The sequence below is a fragment of the Arthrobacter sp. A2-55 genome, assembly GCF_025548615.1.
GTDB classification, from domain to species: Bacteria; Actinomycetota; Actinomycetes; order Actinomycetales; family Micrococcaceae; genus Specibacter; species Specibacter silviterrae.
In genome coordinates this window covers 1-15,589 of record NZ_JAJLOZ010000095.1, presented here as the reverse complement: position 1 = coordinate 15,589, position 15,589 = coordinate 1, and the positions used below count along the sequence as shown (strand labels likewise).

The 15,589-nt window shown below is 65.8% G+C and carries 14 protein-coding genes; 9 read left to right on the top strand and 5 right to left on the bottom strand.

The genetic code is table 11. The features are described 5' to 3' along the window. Positions 1 to 146 precede the first annotated feature (146 nt). Positions 147 to 1,166: a GTP pyrophosphokinase family protein gene (locus LPN03_RS19085; RefSeq protein WP_262455512.1), complete on the top strand. Its 1,020-nt coding sequence runs from the start codon at positions 147 to 149 to the stop codon at positions 1,164 to 1,166. 103 nt (positions 1,167 to 1,269) lie between these two features. Here LPN03_RS19085 and LPN03_RS19080 read toward each other — a convergent pair whose 3' ends face one another. Next, positions 1,270 to 1,782 carry a VOC family protein gene (locus LPN03_RS19080; RefSeq protein WP_165183225.1) on the bottom strand — a complete coding sequence of 171 codons (513 nt, stop codon included), beginning with the start codon at positions 1,780 to 1,782 and terminating at the stop codon, positions 1,270 to 1,272. Between the two features lie 72 nt (positions 1,783 to 1,854). On the opposite strand from LPN03_RS19080, the gene LPN03_RS19075 reads away from it, so the two are divergent. The 7 genes from LPN03_RS19075 to LPN03_RS19045 all read left to right on the top strand — a co-directional run bounded on the left by LPN03_RS19075 (position 1,855) and on the right by LPN03_RS19045 (position 8,902). Then, positions 1,855 to 2,691: a helix-turn-helix domain-containing protein gene (locus LPN03_RS19075; RefSeq protein WP_165183224.1), complete on the top strand. Its 837-nt coding sequence runs from the start codon at positions 1,855 to 1,857 to the stop codon at positions 2,689 to 2,691. 73 nt (positions 2,692 to 2,764) lie between these two features. Next, the gene (locus LPN03_RS19070) at positions 2,765 to 3,970 is read left to right on the top strand and encodes an ABC transporter substrate-binding protein (RefSeq protein ID WP_165183223.1); all 1,206 of its coding nucleotides are present in this window, start codon (positions 2,765 to 2,767) and stop codon (positions 3,968 to 3,970) included. A 111-nt stretch (positions 3,971 to 4,081) separates the two neighbouring features. After that, the gene (locus LPN03_RS19065; RefSeq protein ID WP_262455511.1) at positions 4,082 to 4,300 is read left to right on the top strand and encodes a hypothetical protein; all 219 of its coding nucleotides are present in this window, start codon (positions 4,082 to 4,084) and stop codon (positions 4,298 to 4,300) included. Next, complete coding sequence (locus LPN03_RS19060; protein WP_262455510.1) at positions 4,297 to 5,130, top strand: ABC transporter ATP-binding protein; 834 nt, start codon at positions 4,297 to 4,299, stop codon at positions 5,128 to 5,130. Before LPN03_RS19065 ends, LPN03_RS19060 begins: the two co-directional genes overlap by 4 nt. After that, positions 5,123 to 6,019, top strand: coding sequence for an ABC transporter permease (locus tag LPN03_RS19055; RefSeq protein WP_165183220.1), 897 nt, complete (start codon positions 5,123 to 5,125; stop codon positions 6,017 to 6,019). The genes LPN03_RS19060 and LPN03_RS19055 overlap by 8 nt, the downstream gene beginning before the upstream one ends. Positions 6,020 to 6,120: 101 nt before the next feature. Beyond that, positions 6,121 to 7,380, top strand: coding sequence for a uroporphyrinogen-III C-methyltransferase (gene cobA / locus LPN03_RS19050; RefSeq protein ID WP_165183219.1), 1,260 nt, complete (start codon positions 6,121 to 6,123; stop codon positions 7,378 to 7,380). A gap of 31 nt (positions 7,381 to 7,411) precedes the next feature. After that, positions 7,412 to 8,902, top strand: a complete 1,491-nt coding sequence (locus tag LPN03_RS19045; protein ID WP_165183218.1) for an FAD-dependent oxidoreductase — start codon at positions 7,412 to 7,414, stop codon at positions 8,900 to 8,902. Positions 8,903 to 8,971: 69 nt separating this feature from the next. Here the strand turns inward: LPN03_RS19045 and LPN03_RS19040 are convergent, their stop codons facing one another. Genes LPN03_RS19040 through LPN03_RS19030 form a run of 3 tightly spaced genes read right to left on the bottom strand, consistent with a single transcriptional unit; the run spans position 8,972 to position 12,546 of the window. Continuing rightward, the gene (locus tag LPN03_RS19040; protein WP_165183217.1) at positions 8,972 to 10,528 is read right to left on the bottom strand and encodes an APC family permease; all 1,557 of its coding nucleotides are present in this window, start codon (positions 10,526 to 10,528) and stop codon (positions 8,972 to 8,974) included. Positions 10,529 to 10,540: 12 nt separating this feature from the next. Further along, positions 10,541 to 11,575 (bottom strand): agmatine/peptidylarginine deiminase, encoded by a 1,035-nt coding sequence (locus tag LPN03_RS19035; protein WP_165183216.1) that lies wholly within the window; start codon positions 11,573 to 11,575, stop codon positions 10,541 to 10,543. Beyond that, positions 11,575 to 12,546 (bottom strand): nitrilase-related carbon-nitrogen hydrolase, encoded by a 972-nt coding sequence (locus tag LPN03_RS19030; RefSeq protein ID WP_262455508.1) that lies wholly within the window; start codon positions 12,544 to 12,546, stop codon positions 11,575 to 11,577. Before LPN03_RS19030 ends, LPN03_RS19035 begins: the two co-directional genes overlap by 1 nt. Positions 12,547 to 12,682: 136 nt before the next feature. Between LPN03_RS19030 and LPN03_RS19025 the strand changes: the two genes are divergently transcribed. After that, a complete protein-coding gene (locus LPN03_RS19025) occupies positions 12,683 to 13,294 on the top strand; it encodes a TetR/AcrR family transcriptional regulator C-terminal domain-containing protein (protein ID WP_262455507.1) in 612 nt (203 codons plus the stop codon). 930 nt (positions 13,295 to 14,224) lie between these two features. Here LPN03_RS19025 and LPN03_RS19020 read toward each other — a convergent pair. Continuing rightward, positions 14,225 to 14,494, bottom strand: a complete 270-nt coding sequence (locus LPN03_RS19020; RefSeq protein ID WP_165183213.1) for a hypothetical protein — start codon at positions 14,492 to 14,494, stop codon at positions 14,225 to 14,227. Positions 14,495 to 15,589 lie beyond the last annotated feature (1,095 nt).

The following is a 15,589-nucleotide window of genomic DNA, read 5'->3' as shown; positions in this document are numbered from 1 at the left end:
GAGCCTGGCCGGCAGCGGCAGCAAACCAGCCGCAAAGAACCCGCCCCGCCGCGGGGAAAGTGGACAAGCCCTGCGAAGGTGGGAGAATTTCCCTAAAGGGCGTTGCAGCAATTGGGGCTGCCCGCTGTGACAAGGGGAGTGCAACCGTGAGTCAAGTGGCCGAGGGCGCAAAGTCGGCAGTGGATGGCCCCGCAGCAGTGGTCATGGACTACCGCGAGGACTACCTTCAGCAGGCTGCCGAATCGATCCGAACCGCCATTGTTGCCAGGCTGCAGGACGACGGACTCAACCACCACGACGTCCGGTGCCGCGTCAAGAGCAGAAAATCCACGCTTGAAAAAATCACCCGGCGGGGCAGCGACGGCGAACTAAAGTACCCCGGCGGAACGGCGCACCTGGACGATCTCATTGGCGTGCGCGTAATCCTGTTTGTGGAAACAGACATCGACGCAGTCGCCATTGCCCTCAGCAGCCAGTTCATCTGCCGCGACGACGAAGACAAGACAGCCATGATCCGCAAGAATGGCGGCATTGGCTACGCGGGCCGGCACCTGACGCTGGAGGTTCCGTCGGAGAACCCGCCGGCGGGCTGCGAAAATTTCGGCGGCCAGCGCTTCGAGGTGCAGTTGCGCACAGTCCTCCAGCATGCCTGGGCAGAATTTGAACACGACATCCGCTTCAAGGGCACCCATGTGGACAACGCCGAGATCAGCCGCGCCTTCACCATGGCCTCCACCCTGATCGAGCTCGCGGACCAGCAGTTCGTCAACATCTCCGACATCCTCAAGCGCCTGCAGTCCCAGAGCGAGGCGGTCGGCTCCCAGAAACTGGATGCCAATTCCATCCAACTGCTTCTGGACCGAGTTTTCCCCGCCTACCCGCACAGCAAGGCCGGGCAGTATGCCTGGTTGGTGGAGATTCTGACGGCCAACGGCTTCACCACGGTGCAGGCGGTGGAGGACTGGCTGGCCAACATCAACCAGCGCACCGTGGCGGCCACCATGGGCTACCGGTTCATGCCCGGCCAGGTCCGCGTGGTTGACGATCTCCTGCTCATGACCTTCGGCGAGCCCTACATTGAGGCCACCAAAAACGTCGGGAACGACTTCAACCGCGAAGGCAAGCTCCGCTACCGCCTGCGCCGGCTGCGTACGCTCCAGCCCTGAGCCGGCTCACCACCAAGGCCAAGCACGACGCCGGCCCTCCCGCCAGGCGGTTGGCTGGCCTCCCGCGTGCCTCACCTCCCGCCTGGCCCAAGGTCCGCGTGGCTCACCCCTGCTGGGCAGCCCACTCGGCAACGCGCGCCGCGCTTTCCTCATCCGAGATGTCCTCCACCCGCGTCATGATGGACCAGCGCACGCCAAACGGGTCCCGGATGCTGGAGAAGCGGTCGCCGGAGACAAAATTGGTGGCCGGTTCGCGGATGGTGGCCCCGGCGTCGACCGCCCGGTCCAGCAGCGCGTCAACGTCGGGGCAGTAGAGCCCCATCGAATAGCAGTCGTCTTCACCCTCCGGCGCCGGAACCAGGTGGTAGGCAGGGGCCGGCTCGCCGAGCTGGAGCCGGCCTTGGCCGAAATCGAGTTCGGCATGGGCCACCACGCCCCCAAACTCCGTCACGCCCAAAACCCGGGCACCGAAGACGTCGCGGTAAAACGCCAGCGCCTCGCCGGCCCGGGCAATGGCCAGGAACGGTGTCAGGCTGGAAAATCCTTTGGGGCGGCCGTGGCTGGTGAAGTTGCCGGTGGCTGCCGTGGTTGCTTGCGGGTCTGCTGAATTTGTCATGCCATCCACGCTACGGACCGCCCGCCGCGCAGGCTTGTAGATTCGCGACACGCTGGACCGTAGGATGGCGGGGTGGTCAGCTCATTCAAGGGGATCCTCTACCCCGCCAGACTTCCAACCTTCCACCGCCTGCCGGCACCCAACGAGGTGGAGCAGTTGGTGGAGTGGTTCTGGATTCCGGAATGGGACATCGAGCCCGGCCGCGCATCCCGCCAGCAGCTCATCTCCTTCCCGGCATTCAACTTGGTGGTCCAAGCCAGCAAGGTGGAACTGGCCGGCCCCACCACCCGCACCTCCCACCAGGATCTCCGCGGCCGGGGATGGGCCGTTGGCGCACTCCTCAAGCCGGCCGCCATTCCCTCATTCACCGGCGATCCCGCCAGCCTGCTGGATGCCAGGGTGCCCCTTGACGTCCCGGCCCTCCGGGACTCGGTCAGCGCCGCCATGAATGGAATGCGCTGCGGCACCCCGGATAAAAGGCGGGAGCTCGCAGTGCAGGAGTTCGCCGACTGGCTGTCCGCCCAAATACCGAAAGTGCCCGACGACGGCCTGCTGGCGAACGCCGTGGCTGAACTGATCGGCAGTTCCGCTGACGTGGTCCGTATTGAGGACGCCGCGGAACGGCTGGCGGTGTCCGCCCGGACCTTGCAGCGCCTGGCCAAGAAGCACGTGGGGCTGAGCCCCTCCGCGCTGATCCGCCGTCGCCGGCTGCAGGAGGCGGCCGACCGCTCCCGCACGAACCCGGGACTGGAGCTGGCCGCCATTGCCGCCGAATTTGGCTACGCCGACCAGGCCCACCTGGCCAAGGACTTCCAGCGCGTCCTGGGTTTCACTCCCAGCAACTACCGGCGATCCGTCAGCGAGGACACGGACCAGGGTCCGGCCGGAGACGCGCCGCCCGGTTTGTGACGCGCCGTGAATCAGCATGAACCCTTGTGTCAGCGCCGTTGAGGCAGCCCCGGACAATCCCTAGCGTTGACGCATGACAAATGTTGCAGAGCCCCCCGGAACCCCGGAAAACACGCCTGAAAACAAACTCACAGCCAACCCGGCCGCGCCATCCCTGCGGACTGCCAGAATTGTCGCCGGCCAAAAGTCACCGCGCCGTAAGCTGCGCAAAGTGGAAATACTGGCCGTTGCCGGCGTCATCGCCCTCATTGGGGCGGGTGCCGCCGTCGCCTCCGTGACGGCCGGCAATGCCAAGAACGACGCCGTTCCCCCGCCCAGCGCTGCTGCCACCCTCAAGCTGGGCTACTTTGCCAACGTCACCCACGCCCCTGCCTTGATCGGCGTCAACAACGGCATCATCGCCAAGGACCTGGGTGCCACCAAGCTCACCACCCAGGTGTTCAATGCCGGACCCTCCGCCATCGAGGCCCTCAACGCCGGTGCCATCGACGCGGCCTACCTGGGCCCGAATCCCGCCATCAATTCCTTCGTCCAAAGCGGCGGCGCCTCCATCCGCATCATCGCCGGCGCCACCAGCGGCGGCGCCCAGCTGGTGGTCAAGCCCTCCATCACCTCGGCCGCGCAACTGAAGGGCAAGGTCCTGGCCACCCCGCAGCTGGGCGGCACGCAGGACGTGGCGCTGCGCTCGTGGCTGGCCGCCCAGGGCCTGAAGACAACGCCCAGCGGCGGCGGCGACGTCACCATCAACCCCACGGACAACGCCTCAACCCTCAAGCTCTTCCAGGATGGCAAGCTCGACGGCGCCTGGCTGCCTGAGCCCTGGGCGTCACGCCTGGTGCTCCAAGCCGGTGCCAAGGTGCTGGTCAACGAGGCCAGCCTCTGGCCCAAGGGGGAGTTCAGCACCACCATCCTGGTGGTCAACAAGTCATATTTGGACGCCCACCCGCAAACCGTGGCAGCCCTGCTGGCCGGGCACACGGATGCCATCAGCTGGCTGAACTCGCACAAGTCCCAGGCGCCGGACGCCGTCAACGCGGCGCTGAAAGCTGCGGCGGGCAAGGCGCTGCCCGCCAATGTCATCGACCGTTCGCTGGCTGAGCTGAGCTTTTCGCCCGACCCCCTGGCCGCCACTTTCCCAACTCTGCTGGAACACGGCGTCACGGCCGGCGTGGGCAAGCAAGCGAACCTTGCGGGCATCTTCGAGCTTCAGCCGCTGAACCAGGTGCTGGCCAGGACCGGACAACCGGCTGTCTCCGCCGGCGGGCTCGGCGGACAGTAGCTCCGGCGCGGCCCCGTTTGTGAAGTGCCGTTTGTGACGCCGCGTGAACAACGGTGACCCCGGGTGTCCGCATCGTTGAAGAGGGCCACGGGCATTCCCTACCGTTTATCCATGAACACTTGGCGAACCACCACCGGAGCCCAGCAGGCACGTCCGCGGCGCGGCGTGGAGATCATTGCCGTGGCCGCCCTGATCGCCTTGATTGGCGGTGGGGCAGCGGCTGCCTCCTCCAACGCGGGAGCCATGCAGGATGCAGGCCCGCAGCAACACCAGGTGCAAATTGCTGCCGACCCATCCCATGGGACGGCAGCGGGATTGGTTGCGAAATGACTGAATTACTGGCCGAACAGCGCCCTGCCGCGGCAGGGGTGCACCCGCAGGGTGCCGGCGCAAAGCAGGCCGACGGCGCACGGCAGGCCGACGGCGGAAGCCGGGCACGCGCCGTCGTACTGGAAGGGCTGGGCAAGCGCTTTGGCCGCGGCGCGCCGGTCTTGGAGGACGTGAATGCCACCGTCCACCAGGGCGAGTTTGTGGCGCTGCTGGGCGCCTCCGGCTGTGGAAAGTCAACGCTGCTGAACATCATTTCCGGGCTGGACGTGCCCACGTCCGGCGCGCTGGAAGTGCCGGTGGACGGTGCCGCGTTCATGTTCCAGGATTCGTCCCTGTTTCCCTGGCTGAGCGCCCGCGGCAATGTGGAACTGGCGCTGAAACTGCGCGGGGTGGGCCGGGCGGAGCGCCGGGCCCGGGCTGCCGAACTGCTGGACTTGGTGAACCTGGGGCATTCGGCGGACAAGCGCCCGCACGAGCTTTCCGGCGGCATGCGCCAGCGGGTGGCCCTGGCCAGGTCGTTGGCGCAGGACAGGCCGCTGCTGCTGATGGACGAGCCCTTTGCGGCTCTCGACGCGATCACGCGCGACCTGCTTCACAATGAGCTGGAACGCGTGTGGCAGGAAACGGGCCGCACCATCATCTTTGTCACCCACAATGTGCGCGAGGCGGTGCGGCTGGGGCAGCGGGTGCTGCTGCTGTCCTCGCGGCCCGGGCGCGTGGTGGCCGAATGGCAGGTTTCCGAGGAACACCGCACCAACGCCGGCGCCGCGGGGGAACTGACCGCGGACATTACTGCCCGCCTGCGCGAGGAGATCCGCCGTCATGCCTGAAACCGTGACATCACCGCTGCTTAAGAGCGGGAACGCCGAAGAAATGCGTTCGCTGGAAGCCGGGCTGGATTCGTTGCAGTCGGAGTCCGTTGAAAAGACCGGGATCGATTGGTCCCGCCTGCTGCTGCCGCTTGTTGCGCTGGTGGTGCTGTTGCTGGCGTGGCAGTTCTACGTCTCGCTGGGCCTGCGCCGCCGCGACCAGGTGCCGGGCCCGCTGGACGTGCTTGGCTCGCTGGGCACGCTGTGGCACGAAGGCACCGCCCAGGAGGCCATTTGGACGTCGCTGCAGCGCGGCTTCGTCGGTTTTGCCATCAGCATTGTGGTGGCCACCCCGATTGGCCTGCTGCTGTCCCAGGTCCGGGTGCTGCGGCGGGCGTTTGGGCCGCTGATTTCAGGGCTGCAGGTGCTGCCTTCCGTGGCGTGGGTGCCTGCGGCCATCATTTGGTTTGGGCTCACCGACGCCACCGTCTACTTCGTCATGTTCATGGGCGCCATCCCCTCCATCATTAACGGGCTCATTTCCGGCGTGGACCAGATTCCCCCGCAATACCGGCGCGTGGGCCAAATCCTGGGTGCGTCGCGGTGGGAAATGGCCGTGAACGTGGTGCTGCCCGCCGCGCTGCCCGGGTATGTGGGCGGGCTGAAGCAGGGGTGGGCCTTTGCCTGGCGCTCGCTCATGGCCGCCGAGATCATTGCCGTGGGCGGAACGCTGGGCTTCGGGCTCGGCTCCCTGCTGGAGCAGGGCCGCCAGCTGGCGGACATGGGCATGGTGATGTCCGCGATCCTGGCCATCCTGTTTGTGGGCATCGCCGTGGAGCTGCTGGTGTTCGCCCCGGTGGAAAAGCGGCTGCTGCGCGGCCGTGGCCTGCTGGTTGGCAGCACGCGATAGATAGGCAGCATCGGTCTGCAAATATGTCCCCCCGTGACGCTGCGTGAACGGGTGTAACGAACGTCTTGAACCCGAATATTCCCTTTCCCTAAGGTCAACCCATGGCAATTGTGGATCTTTACCCAACCTCGCTCCGGCTGCTGGGCCGCCCCGTACTGGTGGTGGGCGGCGGCACGGTGGCTGCCCGCCGCGCGAAGGCCCTGCTCGACGCCGGCGCCCAGGTCACGCTGGTGGCCCCGGTGCTCAGCGCCCCGGCCCGGGACTTGGTGGAGCTGGTGACGTGGCGGGCGCGCCCCTACGAGAGCTCCGACATGGACTCGGCCTGGTTTGCCGTGGCCGCCAGCGGTGACGCTGACATCGACACCCTTGTGGCCGCCGACGCCGAGTCACAGCGCGTCTGGTCCGTCAACCACTCCCACGCAGCGGATTCGGCCGCCTGGACGCCCGCCGTCGCGACGGTGGAGGACGTGAAGGTTGCCGTCAACGCCGGGGGAGACCCGCTGCGCGCCGTCGCCATCCGCAATGCCATCGCGGCCGGCCTGGAAACCGGCGAACTGCCACTGGGGCGGCACCGCCGGAATCCCGACACTCGCGGGCGCCAGGGCTCCGTGGCCCTGATTGGCGGAGGGCCCGGCGCCGAGGACCTCATCACCGTCCGGGGGCGCAGGCTCCTGGCCGAGGCCGACGTCGTCGTGGCGGACAGGCTGGGCCCCCGCGGCCTCCTTGAAGGACTGGGCGAAAACGTCAAGGTCATTGAAGTGGGCAAGACACCCGGGCACCACCCCGTCACGCAAAGTGAAATCAATGCGATCCTGGTCCGCGAGGCCAAAAAGGGCCACCGGGTGGCGCGGCTCAAGGGCGGGGACCCCTACGTGCTGGGCCGCGGCGGCGAGGAAGCCATTGCCTGCCGCGACGCCGGCGTGGATGTCGAAGTGGTCCCCGGTGTCACCAGCGCCGTCAGCGTTCCCGCCGCGGCCGGCATTCCCGTCACCCACCGCGGCCTGGCCAAGGCATTCACCATGATCAGCGGCCACGAGGAACTTGAAAACGTCCCGCACGGCAGCGACCACACCGTGGTGCTGCTGATGGGGGTGGGCACGCTCAACCGCTCCATTCCCATCCTGCAGGCGGCGGGCCGCGGCGCGGACTGCCCCGTGGCCATCATCGAAAACGGTTTTGCCCAAAACCAGCGAGTCACCATCGGCACGCTGGGCACCATCGTGGCCCAGGCGCAGGCGGGCAGGGTGCGCAACCCGGCCGTCGTCGTCGTCGGCGACGTGGTGCGCGTCAGTCCGCTGGCGCCGCCGGAACTCGCAACGGCCCACTACGGCACGCGGGAAACCGCAAGCATTCTCTCCTAGACTTGTCCTTAAGCCCCACGACACTACAGAAATGAGCACAGCCGTGTCATCAAGCACTCCCGTCTCTCCTGCAGCCAGCATCCCTGGAACCGAAAACCGCGGAACGGCGGATAGCCCGCTGCGCATCGCAGTCATCGGCTCCGGCCCGGCAGGCGTCTACGCCGCGGACATGCTGACCAAGAGCCAGGAAGTGCAGGACGGCCTGGTCCTGGCGATCGACCTCTTTGACCGCTACCCGGCCCCGTACGGCTTGATCCGCTACGGCGTGGCGCCGGACCATCCCCGCATCAAGGGCATCGTCAACGCCCTGCACAAGGTCCTGGACCGCGGGGACATCCGCTTCTTCGGCAACGTCGATTACGGCACGGATCTCTCCCTGGAGGACCTCCAAACGCACTACGACGCCGTGATCTTCGCCACGGGCGCCATCAAGGACGCGGACCTGAACATCCCCGGCATCGAGCTGGAGGGCTCCTTCGGCGGTGCCGACTTTGTCTCCTGGTATGACGGCCACCCGGATGTGTCCCGCGAATGGCCCCTGACCGCCAAGGAAATTGCCGTCATTGGCAACGGCAACGTGGCCCTGGACGTGGCGCGTGTGCTCTCCAAGCATGCCGACGACCTCCTGGTCACCGAAATTCCGGACAACGTCTACCAGGGCCTGTTGGAATCGCCGGTCACGGACGTGCACATTTTCGGCCGCCGCGGCCCCGCCCAGGTGAAGTTCACGCCCATGGAGCTGCGCGAGCTGTCGCATTCCCGCGACGTGGACATTGTCCTCTACGAGGAGGACTTCGACTTCGACGAGGCCTCCGATGAGGCGATCAAGAGCAACAACCAGATCAAGACCATGGTCAACACCCTCACCAACTGGCTCGTGGAGCAGGAGGACGACGCCGCCGACCCCGCCACGGGCGCCTCCCGCCGGCTCCACCTGCACTTCCTCCACAACCCGGTCGAGATCACGGGTGAGGACGGCAAGGTCACCGGCATCAAGTTTGAGCGCACGGAGCTGGACGGCACGGGGAACACGCGCGGCACCGGCGAGTTCATCGACTACCCGGTGCAGGCCGTCTACCGTTCGGTGGGCTACTTCGGCTCCGCCCTGCCGGACGTGGAGTTTGACCACCGCCGCGGCGTTGTCACGAACGACGGCGGCCGCGTGCTGGGTGCCGACGGATCCCAGGTGCCGGGCATCTATGCGACGGGCTGGATCAAGCGCGGGCCGGTGGGCCTGATCGGCAGCACCAAGGGCGATGCCCTGGAAACAATCACCCACCTGCTCAGCGACCGTGAAGGGCTGCCGACAGCCGCGGTCCGAGAACACGATGCCATCCTGGATCTGCTGGAGTCCCGCGAGGTGGACTTCACCACGTGGGAGGGCTGGCATGAGCTGGACGCCCATGAGAAGGGCCTCGGGGCGGCCGCCTCGGAGAACGGACCTGTGCAGCGCGAACGCGTCAAGGTGGTCTCCCGCGAGGAAATGGTGCACGTTTCCCGCGGCGCCGCCGTCCTCGGGTAGCAGCCGCAAAAATGCCGCCCGGAAACGTTGGTTTCCGGGCGGCATTTTTGTGGCTGGAAGCTGGTGGCGCTACTCCGGCACAACCAGGGCCGGGGTGTCCTGCTTTAGCGTCTCGCCGCGGAAGAATCCGGGCATCCGCCAGTGCACCACGGCCATGACCACGGCACCCAAAACCAGGATCCCCACGCCGATGACAAAGACCAGGCCCACGCCGAACAGTTGCGAGCCGCTGCCAAATGACGGATCCCAGCTGTCCGCCGCGGTTTGCAGGAACACCACCACCAGCCCCACCCCGCCGAGCAGCGGGAACACGAGCCTGAAGAAGAAGTTCCGCACGCTCTTGAACAAGGAGTGCCGGAAGTACCAGACGCAGGCCAGAGCGGTGATCCCGTAGTAGAAGCAGATCATCAGGCCCAGGGCCTGGATGGTGTCATTGAGCACGTTGTCGCTGAGGTAGCGCATCAGGGCGTAGAAGCCCGCGGAGACCACGCCGGCCGCCACCGTGGCAAACACCGGCGACTGAAAGCGCGGGTTGACGGATGCAAACCGCGAGGGCAACGCCTTGTAGTAGCCCATGGCGAGCAGGCTGCGCGCCGGCGATACAAACGTGGACTGCAGTGATGCGCCGCAACTGGAGAGCACGGCCAGGGACAGCAGGATGGCGAACGGGCCCATGACGGGGCTTGCGATGGCCGTGAACACGTTTTCGGCAATGTCCGGGTTGGTCAGTCCCACCCCGGTGTTGCCAACGCCGGCAAACATGACCACGGCGATCGAGCCCACCACGTAGATGACCAGGACGGCGATGGCGACGATGGCGGCGGCCAGCCCGGACGTCTTCTTCGAGTTGGTGGTTTCCTCGCTCATGGTCAGGCACAGGTCCCAGCCCCAGAAGGAAAAGATGGAAAGGGACAGCCCGGCGGCAAAAGCGGAGAAGCTGCCGATGTCCAGCGGGTTGAACCAGCTCCAGCTGAAGGCCATGGAGGTGGCGGCCTGCCCAGCGGCAACCTTGGAAAACGCCCCGATGACAAACCAGGCCAGGACGCCGAGCTGGAAGGCCACCAGCAGGTACTGCACGCTCTTGGTGGTCTTGACGCCGCGGCTGGAAACCCAGACGGCAGCTGCCACGAACACCAGGCAGGTCAGCACATTGACGGGCTTGTTGGCGGCCAGGCCGGCAATCCATCCCTGGCCTGTCAGCTGGGAAACAAACAGGTAGAAGAAATCCACTGCCACGCCCGCCAGGTTGGAGAGCACAATGATGTTGGCCGCCAGCAGCCCCCACCCGCCCATCCAGCCCACCACGGGGCCAAACGCCTTGGTGACCCAGGTGAAGGTGGTGCCGCTGTCGGGGGAATCGGCGTTGAGTTCCCGGTAGCCCAACGCCACCATGAACATGGGGATGAACCCCACCACGAAAATGGCTGGCAGGTGGGCGCCGATGGCCTGGACCGTGGGTCCCAGCGTGCTGGTGAGCACGTAGGCGGGGGCAATGGTGGAAATACCAATCACGACGACGGCCAGCAGGCCGAGCTGGCCGGCGGCCAGTCCCTTGCCGCCAGGGGAGGGGGACGGCACTGTCCCCCGCGCGGCAACAGTTTTGCCACGCAATTGTGTCTGACTCATGGGGGAGCCTTTCTAGGGAAGCAGCGGTTGTTGCTGCGTGATGCAGTGGATGCCTCCGCCGCGGGCGTACAGTTCGCGGGCGTCAACGCTGACCACCCTGCGGCCCGGGTAGGCGTCGGCGAGGATTTGTTGGGCCGTGGCGTCCATGGGGTCGTCAAAGCTGCAAGCGATTACGCCGCCATTGAGGACAAGGTGGTTGATGTAGCTGTAGTCCACCCACCCCTCGGCGTCGGTGGTGGTTTCCGGGGCAGTGACCTCGATGATGTTCCAGGCCCGGCCCGCGGCGTCCCGTGTGGTGTGCAGGAATTCGATGATTTCGGCCGTGATGGCGAAGTCCGGGTGCTCCGGGTTGTTTTGCCGGTGCACCAGGAGGGTGCCGGGGCGGGGGATGGTGGCCACAATGTCCACGTGTCCGCGGGTGCCGAACCGTTCGGCGTCCCGGGCCAGCCCGCGTGGCAGCCAGATGACGTGCGTGGCGCCGATGGTGCGGGCCAGCTCTGCCTCCACGTCCGCTTTGGACAGCCCGGGGTTGCGGTGCGGGTCCAGCTGCACTGTTTCCGTCACGAGCACCGTGCCTTCGCCGTCCACGTGGATGGCCCCGCCTTCGTTGACCAGCTTCGAGCCAACGCGTTCGGCTCCGGCCAGCCCGGCCACTGCCGTGCCGATCAGTGAGTCCTTGCCCCAGGAGGCCCAGTCCTGGGCGCCCCAGCCGTTGAACACCCAGTCCACGGCACCGAGCCGGGTGCCGCCGTCGTCCGCCTTCCCCACCACAAAGGTGGGGCCGATGTCGCGCATCCAGGCGTCGTCAAGAGGAGCCGTGCGGACCTCGACCTCGGGGGAAAGGTACTGCGCGGCAACTTCCTCGTCGCCGGGCGCCACGATCATGGTCACGGGTTCAAACTCGACGGCGGCGTTGGCCACGGCCGCCCAGCAGCTCCGCGCGGCGTGCGCCTCTTCCGAGGTGTCCCCGAGGGCATAGCCGCCGGGAGGGAAGGCCATCCAGATCCGCTCCTGCGGGGCTGTTTCCGCGGGCATCACCCAGCGCATCAGAGGGCCTTTCCGTAGGGGTGGCCGGCATCGACCGGTTCAAGCAGGCGGCCGTAGGTCTCGGGGCGGCGGGTGGCCAGGAACGGGAAAAGCTCCAGCCAGTCGGCGCGCTGGGCCAGGTCGAGGTCGGCCACCAGCACGGCGGACTCGTCGCGCGGGGCCTGCACCAGGATGCGGCCGTAGGGGTCGGAGATGAAGGAGGAGCCGTAAAACGTGACAGACCCTTCGTTGCCCCAGCGGTTCGGGACCACCATGAACAGTCCGTTGGCGATGCCGTTGCCGACAATCACCTGCTGCCACAGCGGCTGCGTGTCAAATTCCGGGAAGGACGGTTCCGAACCGATCGCCGTGGGGTAGACGAGCAATTCGGCGCCCCCCAGCGAATACATCCGGGCCACCTCGGGGAACCACTCGTCCCAGCAGGTGGGCATGCCCAGCCGGGCGCCGCCCAGTTCCGCGGGCGCATGCACCGCGTAGGCGTCCTCGGCGGCCGGACCAGGACGAAAGAACTTGTCCTCGTAGTAGCCGTCGGTGCGCGGAATGTGCAGCTTGTGGGTCCGCGCCAGCAGCTCGCCTTTCGGGGAGACGAGGATGGAGGTGTTCAGGCCCAGGCCGTCGCCGGCGTAGGCCCTTTGGTAGAGGGATGCGTGCACGCAGATGCCGAAATCGCGGGCGGCCTGGGCGGCAAAGGTGAAGGTCGGGCCGGTCAGGAGGTCTTCCGCCGCTGCGCTCGGGGTTCCTTCAGGGAGGGTGTCGGCCGGGTAGCGGGAAAGTGTGAGTTCCGGCAGGAAGACCACGGCGGCACCGTGGGTGGCGGCCCGGGAGATGCCATCACGGAGCTCTTCGCGGACAATTGCCGGGTCCGCGCTCCAGCGGTGCTGCACCAGGGCCACGCGGAGGGGCTCGGAGTTGTCGCCCTGCGATGGCCGGGCCCAGGATACGGGCGGGTTGAAGGCTGTCAGTTCAAGCATTTTGCATCCTCGGGGAGATTGGAATCACATAAAACGAATGTTGTTCGTTTTATTATGAATCCAAGTTCCCGGGGTGCGCAAGGGGTTAAACGAATTTAGTTCGTTATCCTTGGAGAAACCTTCCGGAAGGATCCCCATGGCCCGCCCGCTGACTCCCAAGCTCTCCCCCGAACTTATTGCGCGGGCCGCCCTGGCCATGGTGGACGCGCAGGGCGAATTCACGGTTCCCGAACTCGCCAAAAGACTTAAGGTGAGTCCGTCTTCGCTCTACAACCACGTCACGGGCAAGGGCGACATCATTGAGCTGATGCGCGGGGCCGCCGTGGCCCAGATCGACTTGGCCGGCGCCACGGCCGGCGATCCCCACTGGAGCGCAGCCATCCGCGGCATTGCCGTGCAATACAGGAATTCCTATGCCGTGCACCCCCGACTGATCCCGCTGCTGACGGCGTATTCCGTCCGGGATGCAACCACCATTGGCATGTACAACGTGCTGGCGGAACAATTCGCACGTGCCGGATTCACCCCGGCACGGACCTTGGAAGCCATCACTGTACTGGATAATTACGTGCTTGGTTCGGCCCTGGACGTTGCGGCCCCTGAGGACGTGTGGGACCCAGGGGAAACAGCAGGGCCGTCACTCCGGGCGGCCCTGAACGCCGGCCTTGGACGTGCTGAACGGGCCGATGAAGCCTTCCTTTTTGGCCTGGACCTGATCATGGCGGGTTTCGAAAGGCTGGCACCTTAACAGCTTTCCTCGGCCATATCCACGGTTGGAGAGGATTGATCTTTTTTCTGGCAGAACTGGATGGGGAGTCGTACAGTGGGAGCACGGTGACTTTGGGGTGAAGTCAGCGGCCCGGGGTTTGCTTCGGGTTTTGGGTGGTCTCCATAGCGGTCTCTAGCAAGTCGGTCTCAGTCGATTCATGGTGGGGGTGAGCGCGGTGGGCGATGGCATTCGGCTATTGCTGACGGGCAACCCTTTGGCGCGCATTATGCGCATCGCCATCGGCGCCGCACTTTTTGCCGCCATCATCATTGTGCTGAACTCCACCGGGGCCTTCGCGGACTCCAATAGGAATGACAAGGCACCGAGTACTTTGTTGGGCCAAGAACATCCGCTGCATGCCGTTTCCTCAGATTCAGGCCCGATTTCGAAACTCCTCCAGCCAATTGCCAATGGCGCCGGCCAGACGATCTCAAACGTTTCTGTTGCCAAGGACGTTGTGAAAGGCGGGGCCCTCACCTCAATTACGGCGCCGGTGGCATCCGTAGCGGAGAGTGTCCTTGCCCCGGTCACGGTGGCCGTTGAACCAGTTTTGGCTCCCGTGGTTACACCGGTGGTTGCGCCAGTAAAGAAGGCCTTGGCGCCGGTGGTGGCCATTGTGGCCCCGGTTGTTTCGCCAGTGGTTACGCCCGTGACAACTGCCCTGGCGCCAGTCATCACACCAGTAGCGGCCGCCGTCGTGCCGGTGGGGCAGGCTGTCCTTCCGGATCTTGTCGCTCCAAGTCCAAACAATCCGCGGACAGCCGTGCCTGCTGCGTCGGCTGCTCCCACGGCTCACTCGACGGACACTTCTTCGATTCCCGCTGAGGGCACCCGCGCTCCGGTTCCAGTTGTTTCGGACGCTGTTGCGGTCTCGCCATTCTCAGCCAGCCCGGCCTTCGCGTCTACAGCTCACGGCCTGCCCGGGACACCCGGCGTTGCCCGTGCCCTGTCGGTTCCGAATCCTTCCAGCCCGGCATGCTCGGCGCCCTTGCCGGACGGGGCTCCCGGTCCGTGCCTGCCTGAGGCAGCCCTGGCAAGTTCAGCCGGTGCCAGTTCATCCGCCGGTGCCTCGGGCGGAGCCGCGGGGTCCGCAGCAAATGAATGCTCGGCGCTTTCCTTCCACGCGGCAGGTGCCGGATCGGCGGATGTAATCGTCGACTGGGCGCTGCCTGCTTCCATGCCCTCCAACCCCGGATCAAGTCCTGACTAGTTGACCCTGTGCCGCTTCGCGTATCCGAATCGGCCACGGTATTTCCTTCGGTTGCATTTGCGATCAAGGTCAAAAATTCAAGTCAGGAGTTGAGCATCATGCACGTGGTTTTTCGCCGATCGCTCTACGGAGCGGTCGTCGCCGGAGGGCTCCTTGCCTTCGGCGCAGGAGCAGCAAGTGCTGCAGATAATCATGATCCGGGACCGGAAGCCGCCAAAACTGGCGTCCTCATCCCGGCGTCCACTGCCTCAAATGGCGGCGGCATCCTCAGTGGGATTCTGGGCCAAGGCTCGGAGCTGGGGACCGGTTCAGCGACGGGGTCGGTCCACGATGCTGGGAAGTCCATATCCGGCGTTGTAAATGTCGTGGGCAAGGCAGTACAGTCAGCGGCCACAGCGGTGCCAGGTGTTGCCTCCAATGTTGGTGGGGTTCTGAGCGGTGTCCTAGGCAATGGTTCAGGGCTTGGTTCAGGGCCGGGTGCATTACCGGCGCCGGTTGGAAACATTGGACAGAAAACGTCAGCAGCAGGTCACGCCGTTGAAAATACACTCCACGCGGTGGTCTCGCCGTTGCTGGCAGGTCAGGTTTCGCCGAGGGTTCCCGGGACACCGGCGACCCCTAAACTGCCTGCGGTTGGGGACCTTGGCAATGGGACGCTGAACGCTCTCCTTGGCGATGGCCATGGAATTGGTTCAGGTTCTGCTGCAGGTCCGGCAGGGACTGTTGGTAAGGCTGTATCCAGCCTTGGGCATGTTGTCGGTGCTACGGCCCGGACAGCATCAGCAACCCTGCCGTCACTGACTACATTGCCTGTTTCGACGACGCTCCCGGGTGTTCCAGGTGCTTCGGAACAGCCTGGTCTGCCGGGCGTCCCGACGATTCCTTGCGTTTCGGCGCTGCCGGTTGATCCTGCCGGTGTTGTTGGGCCGGTTGTTTCCGGTCTTGGCGACGCGGCTGGGGATGTGGCGAAGTCGGCAACGGCGGCACTTCCGTCTTTGGCGACGCTGCCGAACCTGCCGGGTGTTCCGAACCTGCCGGGCCTGCCCGGTGTTCCCTCGGTTCCT